Here is a 14,253-nt window from a genome sequence, read left to right as displayed (position 1 = left end):
GCTTCAACCAGCGGTGGTCTGGTCTAACAAACACAACTTGCACTCGTAGCTCAGCTGGATAGAGTACTCGGCTACGAACCGAGCGGTCACAGGTTCGAATCCTGTCGAGTGCACCAAACACCAAAAAGCCCGCATTTATTGCGGGCTTTTTGCTATCTGCGATTTGAGTTATTTGCCGGGTGCAACTCCCGACATGTTTTCTGAGAGAACAGGCTCATATTCTTTTACTCCCTGCAAAAAAACCGAGTAGCCCCTCTGCAGGAATTAACTGCGCAGGCTGGTGTCTGCTTAGGAGCATGCAGCGTGCAGAAAGTTTTCGCGGCGCGTGTGTTTTCTACTGCTCGTTCGGCGTCGCACAAGCAGTGCTTGAACAAAGTGCGAGCCTTTGGCGCAAGGGTTTGTAATCCTCAAGATTTTTAGCGTCATTAATTTTTAAGCCGTGTATGATTGCGCCCGTCAGCCCCGCCGGGGCTTGTGGAATACCTCCATGGACTTACCCAGTAGTAACTCAGCCTCTCGTTTTTCCAATCATGAATTGACTGATTGATCCTTCCGGCGTGCTCTGCTGCTGGGAGTGGAGTTCGCCTATGACCGAAGTTGAAGTAAAGAAAACACAAGAAAGCCTGCAAAGCCGCCTCGCTCAAGTGATTGAGCTGCTTAACCGCCAGCGTGTGGTTGAAGACCTGACTCATCGTCAAGAAGGCCATCACCATGACCGGGTTGAAAACCTGGTCCATCGCCAAAATCTTGTTGAACTCCAGCGCAAGCTGGAAGACCTGCACTCCGCAGACGTTGCCTACATCCTTGAAGCATTGCCACTGGACGACCGTCTTACGGTCTGGCAGTTGGTCAAGGCTGATCGTGACGGCGATATCCTGCTCGAAGTTTCTGATTCGGTTCGTGAAACCCTGATCGCCGATATGGATGATCAGGAGCTCCTGGCAGCAGCCAAGGAGATGGATGCCGACGAACTCGCTGACTTGGCCCCTGAGCTGCCGCGAGACGTCATCCATGAGCTGATGGAGACCCTTGATGGTCAGCAGCGTGAGCGCGTTCGCTCCGCACTGTCCTATAACGAGGACCAAGTCGGTGCCTTGATGGACTTTGAGATGGTCACGATCCGTGAGGATGTGAGCCTTGAAGTTGTCTTGCGTTACCTGCGTCGTCTCAAAGAACTGCCGGGGCACACTGACAAGCTGTTTGTGGTTGATTACGATGGCGCGCTCAAAGGCGTGTTGCCAATCAAACGTTTGCTGGTTAACGACCCAGAAAAACAAGTGTCCGAAGTGATGGCCAGTGACCCGGTGAGTTTTCATCCGGACGAAGACGCCTACGATGCGGCGCAAGCGTTTGAGCGCTACGACTTGATCTCGGCGCCCGTGGTCGACAAAAACGGTAAGCTGATTGGCCGTTTGACCATCGACGAAATGGTCGACCTGATTCGTGAAGAGAGCGAAAACGAAGTCCTCAACATGGCTGGTCTGCGTGAAGAGGAAGACATTTTTGCCTCGGTCTGGAAGTCCCTGCGTAACCGTTGGGCCTGGTTGGCCGTTAACTTGATTACAGCATTCATTGCTTCACGTGTAATCGGCCTGTTTGAAGGCTCGATTGAAAAGTTGGTGGCACTGGCGGCTCTGATGCCAATTGTTGCGGGTATTGGCGGTAACTCCGGCAACCAGACCATTACCATGATTGTGCGAGCGATGGCGCTTGATCAGGTTAATACAGGCAGCACCTCGCGTTTGATGCGTAAAGAATTAGCCGTCGGCTTGATCAACGGCCTTGTGTGGGGCGGTGTGATCGGCGTAGTGGCGTATCTGCTGTATGGCAGTTGGTCACTGGGCGTGGTGATGACGGCAGCCATGACGCTTAACCTGCTGTTAGCGGCGTTGATGGGGGTGCTGATCCCCATGACACTCGCCCGATTGGGTCGCGATCCGGCGATGGGGGCGAGCGTGATGATCACGGCGATGACTGACAGTGGTGGGTTCTTTATCTTCTTGGGGCTGGCAACGATTTTCCTGCTCTGACTAACACCGCAACGGCTTGATCTGGATATTGCCCTGATCAGGCCGTTTTTGTATCTGGAGCAATGAGGGTGTTTTGGTTTTTGGCCCGAATGCGACCCATAAAAAAAGCCAGCGCAGTGCTGGCTTTTTAGTATTTGGTTTGGATCAGGATGCGTCAGCAGCCATTTCAGTGTCGTGTGCAATCAGTGAAACCAAAGCGTTTTGTTGGCGATGCGACAGTTGACGGAAGCGTTGCAGCAGCTCACGTTCATGCAGCGAAAGCTCAGGGCTGTCCAGGCGCATGCTGAGTTCGTCACCCAGTGCGCCTTCCTGAATAAGGCTTTGTTCAAGGCGAGCGATGATTTCTGAGTTCATGCTGCGGTGATGGTTGCGAGCCACTTCAGCGATGCGCTCGCGCATTCCGTCTGGCAGACGTACGACGAATTTGTCAGCCGTGCGGCTCGAATAAATTGCCTGTTTCAATGGGCGCATATAGTTAACCGGTAAGTTCAGGGGAGCGGTTCTCGGAATTGGCCGCAGGATGTCTTTTAAGACCGTCCTTCTGGCCAAATGTTCAACCTGAATTGCTAGGAGGCCCGCATCATGCCTCAAATCTGCCACTTCCTTGGCGTCAATTCTGTGACAAATATTGAACCGGATAAAGGCTTTATGCCAGTAGTGATTATCAGAATTGTGTATTGGTTTGGATAGTTTGCAGGTTGGCCGTTCATCTGAAAGCTCATATGGAGCCGTTTTTAACCTCAGTTAGACGCTAGAAAATCGTAATTTTGACCCTGGTTATATTGAAATAAATGTTGTGTCGCAGATGGCCACGTCCTTTGAGGTTTTGAGCATGCCCGGCAAATTGATCTACTTGATGGGGCCTTCGGGCTCAGGCAAGGACAGCCTGATTGATGCCGCACGTGAACAGTTGCAGGCTCGTGGGTGTGAGGTTGTCAGGCGCGTGATTACGCGCTCTGCCGAAGCGGTCGGAGAGGACGCCCTGAGTGTGTCCCGCGAGCGCTTTGATTCGCTCAACGAAGAGGGTGCCTTTGCTTTGAGTTGGCAGGCTAATGGGCTGGATTACGGCATCCCGGTGCAGCTCGATAATTGGCTCAACGCAGGGCGTCATGTGCTGGTTAACGGATCCAGGGGTTATCTGGATCAAGCCCGCAAGCGCTATCCGGCTTTGCTGGCAATTATGTTGCGGGTTGATACGGCCGTTCTGCGCCAACGCTTATTGGCAAGGGGGCGTGAGACGCTTGAAGACATCAGTGCTCGGCTAAAACGCAATGACTTGTTTATCAGTTCGGTAAGCGCGCTTGAAGCGCAGCACGTACACGTTTTGGATAACTCAGCGGCATTAGAGGTGGGTGTTCAAAGATTGTTAGCGCTGGTAGATGAAGCCAATGCGCTCCCGGACTCAGCGTAACTGCGGGTCAAATTTGATCCGGCGGCCGATGAACAATGCCACCAGCCAGCAGCTAAAAAACAGGGCCGCCGCTATCAAGGGCAGGTTGCCGAATTCGCCGCCGGTGTTGAACACATCGGTGACCAGACTCAGTAGGGCCAACATCAAAAAAACCAACGCTAGTTTGGACATGAATTTCTAAAACTCTCTTCAAAAGACCCAGCGTTCGCTTTGAACAGCGTCACTTGCATGCTCGGCAGTCAGGTGGGACACAACATTATTGGCGTGCGTCATAACGGCTAATTGTGGCAGCTGTTTTAGCGGTTGGTGGGTGTCAGCTATTTCAGCATTTTGCTCGGTGGCAGCGTGCTCAGGTTGAAAATGGAAAATGACCAAAACGGCCAGCGCGAGGGCATTTAACAGTAACAGTGTGCTGTTCATGGCGGTCATCTCTGAAGGCCTGTACGGAATACGGTTAGTGGTGCACCCTTCGTGCCAACGCAGGATACCGATAAAAGCCTTATAAAACAGGCTCTTGCTCACAATTTAAGGCGTGATGGAGTTGCAAATTGCAATGATGGCTTTTTGGGCTAGTGCAAATTGCACGATGCAAGAAACTAGCAGGTCTCGTGAGTTCAATGCTGATCACTTAAGCCAGCAGAACCTGCTGTAGCGAGCTTGGTCGTGAAGGACGTCAACGATAACGCGTGGTGGCTGCATGAGTTCAATGGCCGTGAGCAAACAGCATTGACTCTAGTGGGGCTGCTTTCGCCACTGACATAAATGTGTGTGAGAGCGAGTTGAGGCGCTGAGAGACGTCTTTGCTGCGCTGGCTTGCTAGCAACAACTGACAGCTAAAAAGCCTAAGGACGACATGACAAACTCAGGCATGGCCGTTAACATGCACGCCGTCGTTTGCGTGAAACGCTAACGATCGATGTACCGTTTTTGTCTCAGTAGCTCAATTGGATAGAGCATCCCCCTCCTAAGGGGAAGGCTGCAGGTTCGAACCCCGCCTGGGACACCATATTTTTTAAGGCTTCCAGCCTATTCAGCGTTATGACTGACTCTTCTGTGACGGCAGGATGACAGCAAGACGCAAAAGAATGAGCCCCGCTCAGGTTTTCCTGGTGGGGCTTTTTCGCAATACATATCAGGGAAGGTATGGATACGCTTTACCAATACACGAAACAAGGTGGTTTGATTGGCCTTCTCGGCGGTCAAAAAATGCGGGTTACTCAGACTCACTTTTATACAACTCGGCAGCGTTTCCCCACGCTCTCGATTTCGCTAAGCGCATAGCAAGTAATTTGTATGATAGCGGCTATCTTTGAGGTCTTCGGGTGGGAGCTTCGTACTCGCTTGGAGTCGTTATCAACTGACGACCTTTACGTAGCTTGACTCAGTGAAACTCCTGATTTTTTGAGTCAGTGGCGTGGTAATTGCCCAAGCAGTAGCGGTTACTGCTTAGGATTCGATTTTCATGCAGTGAAAAAATTTTGCGAATCAAATGGTTTCCGCCTCGAAAAATGTATTTACGGCCATGAGGTGATGACGGGCAGATTCTCGGCGCTTATTAAATACAGGCTTGCACTCTTTTAATGCTGAGTTTGATGTTAATAAACATACCAGTGATGAAATAAACGGGCTGATGTTTGATTGATCATGCTGATTTGAACCGATTGTGATGAGCCCTGTAGTCAGAAGTCGTTTGAATACAGTGTGAAAAAGTATCGCCAGGCTTAAACGGTGGAGCGCTAAGCCCCACCGCAGTACAGCGCCGCAGATTATTGGAAGGTGTAAGGCGTTAACGCTGTTGGGTCGATGTTCTGATCAACTTTAACCAGCGCGCCTTTGAGTGGGCAGAGCAGGCCCACGCTGGTTTTACGGCAGTCTTTGGCGCTTTCAAAATCGGCCTTGAGGGGCTGTTCTGCGTCGGTTAGTTGAGTCAAGTTGCGAATTTGATCCATCGACTGGGCCTCAAAAGCGATGCGCAGAAAGTATTCGCCCGTTTTGACTTCCTTGTAGCGCTCAAACTGCAATGTACCAACCGGCGGAATGTTGTTCTCGATGTAGTCACCCAGTTTCCAGCCAAAACCGAGCATGGTGCGCAGGTAGGAAATGTTGGTGTCGTGGGCCACCAGCAGCATCAGCGGAACGTCTGGCGGGGTGCTTTGCGCCTCTTTGTTTGCCAGTGGGGTGCCTTGTTTGAGTTCCAGAGATATTTGGTTCATCAGCTCGGACGCGCCGCGGCTGGCAATGTAAGGAATGTCGTTAAGGAAGTCATACTTGGCCTTGGTCAGCACCATCAGGCTAGAGACTTCCGCGGCGCTGCGAGCATTGCCAAACGCCACTTTATTGAGTGGTAAGCCTTGGCTGTATTCAAGGCGGAACACTTCGCCCATGTTGGCGCCCGCGCTCAAGCCTTTGATTGAAAAGCGGCCCTTTTCGTTTTGCTCCAATTTCCAGGGTTGTGTGCCGTAAGGGCAGTCGGCACCGGGCAAGCAAGCGACTTCCTTTAGCTTTTCTTCAAAGGGCTTGTAGCGTGCTTGAGCTGCTTCAACACTGCCACCCAAGGCTTTGAGAATCTGTGTCTTGGCTTTTTCTGGATCAAGGGCCGCAAAGCTCATCTCATTGGCCTGAAACAGAGCATCCTGTTTGCCTTTTACATAGGTGGGTTGAAAGCCGCAGCCGGGGAACATGCCGTCGAGTAAGGCTTGGGCAGTGGCCTTGGTGCGTTGTAAAGGGCTGGCGTGTACCAGCAATTGGTTGGTGTCCGGGCACCTCTGTGTGATCAGACCTGCGTTGCGCAGCACTTGCCCGCGATACCGTGCCATCTCAACTGCGCCCGTATAGCCGTGACCTGTCAGGTTGCCGAAAGGGACCAGCCAAACAGGCCATTGGCGTTTGGTCACGGCTGTCAGCAGTTTTTCATTGGAGGCAGTCGGTGGGCGAACCCCGTGACGACTGACCTGAACGACTTTATCCAGCACGTAGCCATCGCTGCTCGGGTTTTGTGCAAAAGCCGTCGGGCTGAGCGCGCAGGCCAGCAGCAGGCTGGTAAGGAGGTGGGGGAGGGTGACCACAGATCGCTTCATCGTTCTTCCTTAAATGACAATGTGCAAAGCAACATCGTGCGTGTGCTTGCCAGACAGAATTTGCGCAGAGTCTAGTTGCTGAATTTGACAGTTTTGGTTTTTCAATGCGGGCGCATGCAGATTAATGAGGTTTGAATCTCTATTACTTTGCCGGTGCTTGAAATCGCGAACGGGTGGTGCGTATTTTGTACGGGTCGCCGTTCGCGGCTCGCATAAAACAACAAGGAACGCGTCATGACGACCGATGGCCAGGGCTCACTCGTACAGCGACTAGCCGGTATTGATGAAATTGAATGTGTGACGCCCGATTTGAATGGCGTGCCGCGCGGCAAAGTGATGACCGCCGAGGGTTTTTTAGAGGGTCGTCGGTTGCAGATGGCGCGGGGTGTATTGCTGCAATGCATCATGGGCGGTTACCCGGAGTCGCGTTTCTACGGCAGTGATGATGGCGATTTAGCGTTGGTGCCAGACCCTGCCCATATTCATCGCCTGCCCTGGAGTGAAGCGCCACGGGCGCTGGCTATTTGCGATGCCGATGAGTTGGCGGGTCAAAGCTCTCGTTTGTCGACACGTGGCCAACTCAAAACAGTGATTGCTCGTTACGCCGCTCATGGGCTCGCGCCGGTGGTAGCGACTGAGCTTGAGTTTTTTGTGTTTGCGCCCAATACCGATCCTACTCAGCCGTTTCGACCGCCCGTAGGTGTGGACGGTCGTCGTGAAGATGGCTTCTCGGCGTTCAGCATCAGCTCCAACAACGGGCTGCGACCATTCTTTAGTGAGGTGTATGCCTGCATGGCCGCGTTAGGCCTGCCGCGTGACACCTTTATGCACGAAATGGGCGTCAGCCAATTTGAGATCAACCTGCTGCATGGTGATCCGTTGCTGCTGGCCGACCAGGCCTTCTTGTTTAAACACCTACTTAAAGAAGTGGCCCTTAAACATGGCTTGACAGTCGTGTGCATGGCCAAACCGTTGGCGCACACGGCAGGTAGCTCGATGCACATCCACCAAAGCGTGGTTGAGCTGGGCACGGGCCGCAACGTGTTCAGCGACGAGGCGGGGCAGCCAACCGCTACGTTCCGTCACTTTATCGGCGGGCAGCAGGCAGGCATGGCCGACTTTACGGCCCTGTTTGCGCCTAACGTGAACTCCTTTCAGCGTCTGTGCCATCCGTATGCTTCGCCGAACAATGCCTGTTGGTCGCACGATAACCGGGCTGCAGGCTTGCGCATCCCGGCCAGTTCGCCAGTGGCGCGACGTGTCGAAAACCGCCTGCCAGGTGCCGATGCCAACCCGTATCTGGCTATTGCTGCCAGCCTGGCAGCAGGTTTGCATGGCATCGAGCATCAGTTGGAACCTACTGCTGCGATTCAAGGTGAATTCCAAGTGCCAGAAGCGTTGTCATTGCCTTGTACCTTACATGCCGCCCTTGAGCGTCTAAAACGCAGTCACTTGGCAATGGAACTGTTCGGCAAGGAGTTCATCGAAGGTTACATTGCGTCCAAGACCCTGGAACTCACCAGTTTCTATGACGAAATAACGCCCTGGGAACGTCGAGTGTTGGCGGCTCAGGCTTAATCGTTTCGACCTCGGTCTATTGGCTGAGCGTTTGAACCTGTGACGGTCGGGTATGTGCCCGACTGTCTGCACGAGGAGCCGCACGGGAAGCCAATGCGCCAAATCTGGAAGTCTTTTCGAGCCTTGTATTTCGCCTCGCTGATGATGTTGATCGGCTCAGGCCTTTTGAGTACCTACCTTGCCCTGCGTTTGGCGGCCGACAATGTCGATGGCCTGTGGATTGGTGCCTTGATGGCCGCCAACTATTTTGGCCTGGTGCTGGGCGGCAAAATTGGCCACCGACTGATTGCCAGAGTCGGGCACATTCGGGCTTATGCCACTTGTGCGGGTATCGTCGGCGCGGCGGTGCTGTGTCATGGTCTAACTGACTGGTTGCCCGCGTGGTTGCTGCTGCGATTGATTGTCGGCTTGGGGATGATGTGCCAGTACATGGTCATCGAAAGTTGGCTCAATGAGCAGGCAGATGCCAAACAGCGTGGTGTGGTGTTCAGCCTGTACATGATTGCTTCGTACTTGGGGCTGGTGCTGGGTCAACTGATTTTGGTCATTCACCCTGCACTCGGCCCAGAGTTGCTGATGCTGGTGGCGTTGTGTTTTGCCTTGTGTCTGGTGCCAGTGGCCATGACTCGGCGTATTCACCCGGCGCCTTTGCGCCCTGCACCGATGGATCCAAAGTTTTTTATCAAGCGCGTCCCGCAATCGCTGGTGGCAGTGCTGGGAGCAGGCTTGTTGGTGGGCTCGTTTTATGGCTTGGCGCCGCTTTATGCCTCTCAGCAAGGGCTTTCGACGGAGCTGGTTGGTTTGTACATGGGCTGCTGCATTTTCGCTGGCTTGCTGGCACAGTGGCCGCTGGGCTGGCTGTCGGATCGGTATGACCGTCCGCTGCTGATTCGTATTTTCGCGCTGATGATGGCAGTGGTTTCATTGCCACTGGCAATCTTGCCTTCGGTGCCGCTCGAAGTGCTGTTTGTGGCGGGCTGTCTGAGTGCTTTGCTGCAGTTTTGCATCTACCCGTTGGCGGTGGCATTTGCCAATGACCACATTGAAGCAGAGCGCCGAGTCTCACTGACGGCCATGCTGTTAGTGACCTACGGAGTAGGTGCCAGCATCGGGCCGCTGGTGGCCGGGGTGTTGATGAAGGTGTTGGGCAGTCAAATGCTTTACGCGTTTTTCAGTCTGGCCAGTGTGGTGCTGGTGTGGCGTATTCGACCCAATGCGGTCACCAACTTGCATCAGGTCGACGATGCACCGCTGCATCACGTGGCAATGCCGGACAGCATGTCCAGCTCGCCGCTGGTGGCTGCGCTTGACCCCAGGGTTGATGAGCAAGTGGTGCAGGATCAGATGCAAGCCAGTGTGGAGCCCGACCCTGAAGTGGTGGATACCGACGCTGAAACCAAACCTCTGTAACGACTGGCGCAGGCTGCGATTGGATCGCGGCCTGCGCTACCGTTTACAGGTCAATAATCGTCGTCTTTGTCGAAGCGTCGTGCGTCACGTTGCAGTTGATACACAAAACGTTCGACCTGGCGTTGCACAGCACCGCTCATGTTGTGAAAACGCATGCCTGCAAAGGTGATGTTGAGCCGCTCTTCAAAGTGCAAATAACGTAGCTCAACAGGCGTGATCATGGCGCCAAAGGGCAGGGCAGCGCCAAAGCGCTCATAGACTTGGCCCAATTGCAGGCGTTCGCTGATATCACCCTCAAAGCGCAATTTGCAGCCTGTGGCAGACACATCCAGCAGCTTGCCTCTGACGGGGGACTTGATTTTGTCACCGTCTACTTCTACATCTACCAGTTGCGCCAACTTGAGTGCGGCGCGAAAGGCGTTTCGACGCTGGTGATACACCACTTCGCTCGGCAAGGCGCCGTGATAGCTACGGTGGCCATCTTTTTCTTCAATGGTTAGTTGAGTGCTGCATTCCCAGGCAATGCGTACACCGTCATGAAAGCCTTCAATACGAAAAGGCTCGCCAGCTTCAAGAAAGCGCTCTCCATCGCGGGGGATCATTTCGTCAAAGGCGAGCATATTGCTCTCGCGGTCTACTTCAACCAAATAGCTCTGGAAGCGTTGACTGCGTTCATGGAAGGTGATGATCAGCGGGTCATGGCTCTCTTTTAGCATCCGCAAGGTGGCGGAAATTTCCAAGGCGGAGGTGAATACCTTTGGAGGCTGCGGAGCATCTTCGGCAGTGGACACAGTTCATCAATCTCCAGACAAATTACAACAACACGCAAAGGCGGCATTTTGCCAGTATGCGGCATGTCTTGATAGTGCGAGCGCTTAGCGTCAAGCCTGGCTGAAGGCGCGAGGTTTGTTGAGCATCGCGGTTGAACCACGAGCGTCATACAACGTCGGGACTTCACCGCCATGAAGGATGCGCAGTTGATTGGCGGTAATCGCCTGTTGGGTCTGGATCGACTGACCATTCAGCGCGTTGGCTGCCTGGCATTGAGCGAGTAGTTGGTTCAGCACTTCACTTTGGGTGAGCAGTTGTTCGCCCAGGCTGGAGTGGCTGGCGAGCTGTTCAAGGCCGCTACGATTGGTTGGCAAGCCGAGGGCTGCCAGTATTTCGCTGCGTTTGCGGCCATGCTGCTCAAGCAAAATGATCAACGATTGTTTGCGCGCCAGAATGTTCTCCAGCACTAACATGTCGCGCCCTTGAAGGGCGACGGTTTCGTCCTGCAACAAACCGAGCAAGTGCTCAGCAGGTGCAAGATCGTCATTGATCAGTTGCAATAAAGTAGTGTCGTGCATGGCTGGCTCTGGGGGTTAAGCGTCCAAAAGCCTGGCACTGGCCGAGGCCTAGCGCTGGGCTTCCAAGTTAAGCAGTTTGCTGGCGACCCGGTTGCTGTCGACTTGGTAACTGCCATCGGCAATAGCTTGTTTCAGTTCGGCTACGCGGCCTTTGTCAACGATGGGTTGATCGCTCAACGAGTCGCTGATTTTTTTCAGTTGTTGAGCTTCGCTGCTCAGGTGTACAGATTCCCCGCTCGGGGCGCTGACACTGTTTTGCTCAGCCGATTTTGCAGGGGCCGCTTGCGTGGCGCTGCCTGCTTCCTGGCTTGCATTGCTGCGTGTGCTGCCAGTTAAAGGCGCAGTGCTATTAAGGCGACTGAAGTCGATGACCATAACGAAAAACCTCTGGGTATTTGGACGCTTGCCATGTTTTCGGCCATACCCGGAAAAACTTTAGGCTCGTTTAATCACAGGTTGATACAAATCGGCACTGATCTGCGTCAAGCGACAGTGTAGGAAAGTTAAGAGGTCTATGCCAACTGTCCTACAAGGCCACCTCAACTTGGCCGGGGCCTGTAATGCGCGCTTTGATTACCCGTTTTGAATTAAGGTTCTTGACTCGAATCTGCTCGCTCAAACCACCGTCGGACAAGGCTTCGCCGGGCATCTTGACACTTAGTGTGCCGCTGCGAGCGTTGATAACCACCTGATCGCCTTTGCGCACGGCGGCGGCTTGTTCCAAATGAGTGAGCGTCAACACTTGGTCACTGACCACTGGTCGCACAAGCTTCTGGCCTACTGCCAGCTCGGTGGCGGTCAAATAACCTTGATTAATCAGGCTGATATCGCGCTCACGCAGCGTTACATCGTCGTAACCAATCACGGTGCCGCGCTTGAGAGGGTGCGTCAGAGTGACCACATCTCGGAATAACTTGACCTGTGCCGGTACGAAGATGGTCCAAGGCGCGCTACCCTCACACCGTACCCTTACGGTGACGCGGCCTAAAGGCTGAGCTGGGCTTTCAAGGGTGGCTGTCAATTCCTTGTCGCAATGAGCCAGACGCAGACGTGGATCGAGGTTGTTGACTTGGATCTGATAACGCCCTTCCGTTTGGCTGGTGGCAAGGTAGTCTTCGACAGTGAATTCAAGAAAGCCTTGGGTCACGCCGATAAGCTGATCAGGAGAGGTAAAAGCGTCAGCCGAGGCCGGTGCGCCAACGCTGAACAGACAGCCAATCGCAAGGACGCCAAGACAATGGCGGCGCAGTGTCTGAACAATCGGTCTATGGCAGAAATTTGTCGTTTTCGCGTTCATACCGAATAAATAGCAAGGCCCGTGCCGTTTCGCGGGCAATGTGCGTCGCAACTTAAAGTTTTTCAGAGGAAGCCGAGTATGGCTGGGGTAATGGATTCGGTTAACCAGCGCACTCAACTGGTCGGGCAAAACCGCCTTGAACTGTTGTTGTTTCGTCTGGATGGGCCACAGCTTTATGGGATTAACGTGTTCAAAGTCCGGGAAGTGCTGCAATGCCCCAAGCTGACGTTGATGCCAAAATCCAATCCGGTCGTGTGTGGTGTCGCCAGCATTCGCGGTGCGACCATCCCGATTCTCGACCTGGCGATGGCCACTGGCGCGGGCGCACTGAAAGATCAGAGCAACCCGTTTGTGATCATCACCGAGTACAACACTAAAACTCAGGGCTTTTTGGTTCGCTCGGTCGAGCGTATCGTCAACATGAACTGGGAAGAAATTCATCCGCCGCCCAAGGGGACTGGGCGTGACCATTACCTGACAGCCGTGACGCGGCTGGATAATCAACTGGTCGAAATCATCGATGTCGAAAAGATTTTGGCTGAGGTGTCGCCGTCTTCGGAAAGTATTTCCCACGGTGTGGTGGATATCGAAACCCAAAACAAGGCAGTGTCTTTGCGGGTGCTGACAGTCGACGATTCGTCGGTGGCCCGCAAGCAAGTGGCCCGCTGTCTGCAAACGGTTGGCGTTGAAGTGATATCGCTCAACGATGGCCGTCAAGCGCTGGAGTACCTGCGCAAAATGGTGGAGGAGGGCAAAGACCCGTCGCAAGAATTTCTGATGATGATCTCGGATATCGAGATGCCGGAAATGGACGGCTACACCCTCACTGCCGAGATCCGCAGCGATCCACGCATGAAAGATTTGCACATCATTCTGCATACTTCGTTGTCTGGGGTATTCAATCAGGCAATGGTCAAGAAAGTTGGCGCTAATGACTTCTTGGCAAAATTCCGTCCCGACGACTTGGCATCCCGAGTTGTCGATCGGATCAAAGCAGCAGACCTTAGCTAGGGGCTTAGCCCTTGGCGGTCAACACGATTTAAGAGGCAGGATCATTTGTCTACGGGTAATTTGGATTTTGAGCAGTTCCGGGTCTTCCTGGAAAAAGCCTGTGGCATTTTGCTAGGTGAGAACAAGCAGTACCTTGTTTCCAGCCGTCTGAACAAGCTGATGGAGCAGCAAGGTATCAAGTCTTTGGGTGAGCTGATTCAGCGCATTCAAAGCCAGCCGCGCAGTGGCCTGCGCGAGCAGGTGGTTGATGCAATGACCACCAACGAAACCCTGTGGTTTCGTGATACCTACCCCTTTGAAGTGCTGAAAAACAAAGTCCTGCCTGAGCAAATCAAGGCTAATCCGGGTCAACGTTTACGCATTTGGTCGGCAGCATGTTCTTCAGGGCAAGAACCTTATTCGCTGTCGATGGCTATCGATGAGTTTGAGCGCAGCAACATGGGGCAATTGAAGATGGGGGTGCAAATTGTCGCCACCGATCTGTCCGGGTTGATGCTAAATAATTGCAAAACCGGCGAGTACGACAGCCTGGCCATTGGCCGCGGCCTGTCGCCGGAGCGCTTGCAGCGTTACTTCGACCCGAAAGGGCCAGGCCGTTGGGTGATCAAGGCGCCGATCAAGAACCGCGTTGAGTTTCGCTCCTTCAACCTGCTGGACAGCTACGCCGGGTTGGGCAAGTTCGACATCGTGTTCTGCCGTAACGTACTGATCTATTTCTCTGCTGAAGTGAAAAAAGACATCCTGCTGCGTATTCACAGCACCTTGAAGCCTGGCGGTTACTTGTTTCTCGGCGCCTCGGAAGCGCTCAATGGTTTGCCGGATCATTACCAGATGGTTCAGTGCAGCCCCGGGATTATTTACCAAGCCAAGTAATAGATGGTGAGCAATACCCAAACGGGAGCCCTGCAAGGCTCCCGTTTTTTTTATGCTTTTGGCGGCGTAAAACACAGCATTCACTCCAAAAGCGGCAGAAAAGCGGCAGGCGGCGGAAAGCGATTGCCGCTTTTCTGGCATTGCAGCTGCCGGTCTGCCCGCAGAGCCTTGAAATACGGGCGCAGTAAAACTGGCACGGGGTTTGCTCTACTCAAGC

The 14,253-nt window shown here is 53.6% G+C and carries 15 protein-coding genes and 2 tRNA genes; 9 read left to right on the top strand and 8 right to left on the bottom strand.

What is annotated here, in order from left to right:
* Positions 1–39 precede the first annotated feature (39 nt).
* Both ACZRJQ_RS21350 and mgtE read left to right on the top strand, forming a co-directional pair.
* A tRNA-Arg gene (locus ACZRJQ_RS21350) sits at positions 40–116 on the top strand.
* Positions 117–587: 471 nt separating this feature from the next.
* The gene (gene mgtE, locus ACZRJQ_RS21345) at positions 588–2,030 is read left to right on the top strand and encodes a magnesium transporter (protein WP_463980281.1); all 1,443 of its coding nucleotides are present in this window, start codon (positions 588–590) and stop codon (positions 2,028–2,030) included.
* Between the two features lie 144 nt (positions 2,031–2,174).
* On the opposite strand, the gene ACZRJQ_RS21340 is transcribed toward mgtE, so the two are convergent.
* Positions 2,175–2,501 carry an Arc family DNA-binding protein gene (locus tag ACZRJQ_RS21340; protein ID WP_463980280.1) on the bottom strand — a complete coding sequence of 109 codons (327 nt, stop codon included), beginning with the start codon at positions 2,499–2,501 and terminating at the stop codon, positions 2,175–2,177.
* Positions 2,502–2,862: 361 nt separating this feature from the next.
* On the opposite strand from ACZRJQ_RS21340, the gene phnN reads away from it, so the two are divergent.
* Positions 2,863–3,441, top strand: a complete 579-nt coding sequence (phnN, locus tag ACZRJQ_RS21335) for a phosphonate metabolism protein/1,5-bisphosphokinase (PRPP-forming) PhnN (RefSeq protein ID WP_463980279.1) — start codon at positions 2,863–2,865, stop codon at positions 3,439–3,441.
* Here the strand turns inward: phnN and ACZRJQ_RS21330 are convergent.
* Both ACZRJQ_RS21330 and ACZRJQ_RS21325 read right to left on the bottom strand, forming a co-directional pair.
* Positions 3,433–3,612 carry a PA3371 family protein gene (locus tag ACZRJQ_RS21330; RefSeq protein ID WP_463980278.1) on the bottom strand — a complete coding sequence of 60 codons (180 nt, stop codon included), beginning with the start codon at positions 3,610–3,612 and terminating at the stop codon, positions 3,433–3,435. The two genes, phnN and ACZRJQ_RS21330, sit on opposite strands and share 9 nt — an antisense overlap.
* Before the next feature lie 18 nt (positions 3,613–3,630).
* A complete protein-coding gene (locus ACZRJQ_RS21325) occupies positions 3,631–3,861 on the bottom strand; it encodes a hypothetical protein (RefSeq protein WP_463980277.1) in 231 nt (76 codons plus the stop codon).
* Positions 3,862–4,370: 509 nt separating this feature from the next.
* On the opposite strand from ACZRJQ_RS21325, the gene ACZRJQ_RS21320 reads away from it, so the two are divergent.
* Together ACZRJQ_RS21320 and ACZRJQ_RS21315 are read left to right on the top strand one after the other, a co-directional pair.
* Positions 4,371–4,447: transfer RNA gene (locus ACZRJQ_RS21320), tRNA-Arg, on the top strand.
* A gap of 395 nt (positions 4,448–4,842) precedes the next feature.
* Positions 4,843–5,022, top strand: a complete 180-nt coding sequence (locus tag ACZRJQ_RS21315) for a DUF2971 domain-containing protein (RefSeq protein WP_463980276.1) — start codon at positions 4,843–4,845, stop codon at positions 5,020–5,022.
* A gap of 185 nt (positions 5,023–5,207) precedes the next feature.
* On the opposite strand, the gene ACZRJQ_RS21310 is transcribed toward ACZRJQ_RS21315, so the two are convergent.
* The gene (locus ACZRJQ_RS21310) at positions 5,208–6,518 is read right to left on the bottom strand and encodes a histidine-type phosphatase (RefSeq protein WP_463980275.1); all 1,311 of its coding nucleotides are present in this window, start codon (positions 6,516–6,518) and stop codon (positions 5,208–5,210) included.
* Between the two features lie 336 nt (positions 6,519–6,854).
* On the opposite strand from ACZRJQ_RS21310, the gene ACZRJQ_RS21305 reads away from it, so the two are divergent.
* Positions 6,855–8,096: a glutamine synthetase family protein gene (locus ACZRJQ_RS21305; RefSeq protein ID WP_463980282.1), complete on the top strand. Its 1,242-nt coding sequence runs from the start codon at positions 6,855–6,857 to the stop codon at positions 8,094–8,096.
* A gap of 93 nt (positions 8,097–8,189) precedes the next feature.
* Entirely contained in the window at positions 8,190–9,506 is a 1,317-nt protein-coding gene (locus ACZRJQ_RS21300) for an MFS transporter (protein WP_463980274.1), read from the top strand.
* A 50-nt stretch (positions 9,507–9,556) separates the two neighbouring features.
* Here the strand turns inward: ACZRJQ_RS21300 and ACZRJQ_RS21295 are convergent, their stop codons facing one another.
* From ACZRJQ_RS21295 to flgA, 4 genes are all read right to left on the bottom strand, one after another.
* The gene (locus ACZRJQ_RS21295) at positions 9,557–10,297 is read right to left on the bottom strand and encodes a flagellar brake protein (protein ID WP_463980273.1); all 741 of its coding nucleotides are present in this window, start codon (positions 10,295–10,297) and stop codon (positions 9,557–9,559) included.
* 90 nt (positions 10,298–10,387) lie between these two features.
* Positions 10,388–10,855 (bottom strand): flagella synthesis protein FlgN, encoded by a 468-nt coding sequence (locus ACZRJQ_RS21290; protein WP_463980272.1) that lies wholly within the window; start codon positions 10,853–10,855, stop codon positions 10,388–10,390.
* A 48-nt stretch (positions 10,856–10,903) separates the two neighbouring features.
* On the bottom strand, positions 10,904–11,230 hold the full coding sequence (flgM, locus tag ACZRJQ_RS21285; RefSeq protein ID WP_463980271.1) for a flagellar biosynthesis anti-sigma factor FlgM: 327 nt from the start codon (positions 11,228–11,230) through the stop codon (positions 10,904–10,906).
* 151 nt (positions 11,231–11,381) lie between these two features.
* On the bottom strand, positions 11,382–12,152 hold the full coding sequence (flgA, locus tag ACZRJQ_RS21280) for a flagellar basal body P-ring formation chaperone FlgA (protein ID WP_463980270.1): 771 nt from the start codon (positions 12,150–12,152) through the stop codon (positions 11,382–11,384).
* Positions 12,153–12,230: 78 nt separating this feature from the next.
* Here flgA and ACZRJQ_RS21275 point away from each other — a divergent pair, with 78 nt between their 5' ends.
* The gene (locus tag ACZRJQ_RS21275; protein ID WP_463980269.1) at positions 12,231–13,163 is read left to right on the top strand and encodes a chemotaxis protein CheV; all 933 of its coding nucleotides are present in this window, start codon (positions 12,231–12,233) and stop codon (positions 13,161–13,163) included.
* A 45-nt stretch (positions 13,164–13,208) separates the two neighbouring features.
* On the top strand, positions 13,209–14,036 hold the full coding sequence (cheR, locus tag ACZRJQ_RS21270) for a protein-glutamate O-methyltransferase CheR (RefSeq protein WP_463980268.1): 828 nt from the start codon (positions 13,209–13,211) through the stop codon (positions 14,034–14,036).
* Positions 14,037–14,253: the final 217 nt, after the last annotated feature.

This window comes from Pseudomonas sp. E315 (assembly GCF_055406205.1).
This window is presented reverse-complemented; position numbering and strand designations above follow the sequence as displayed.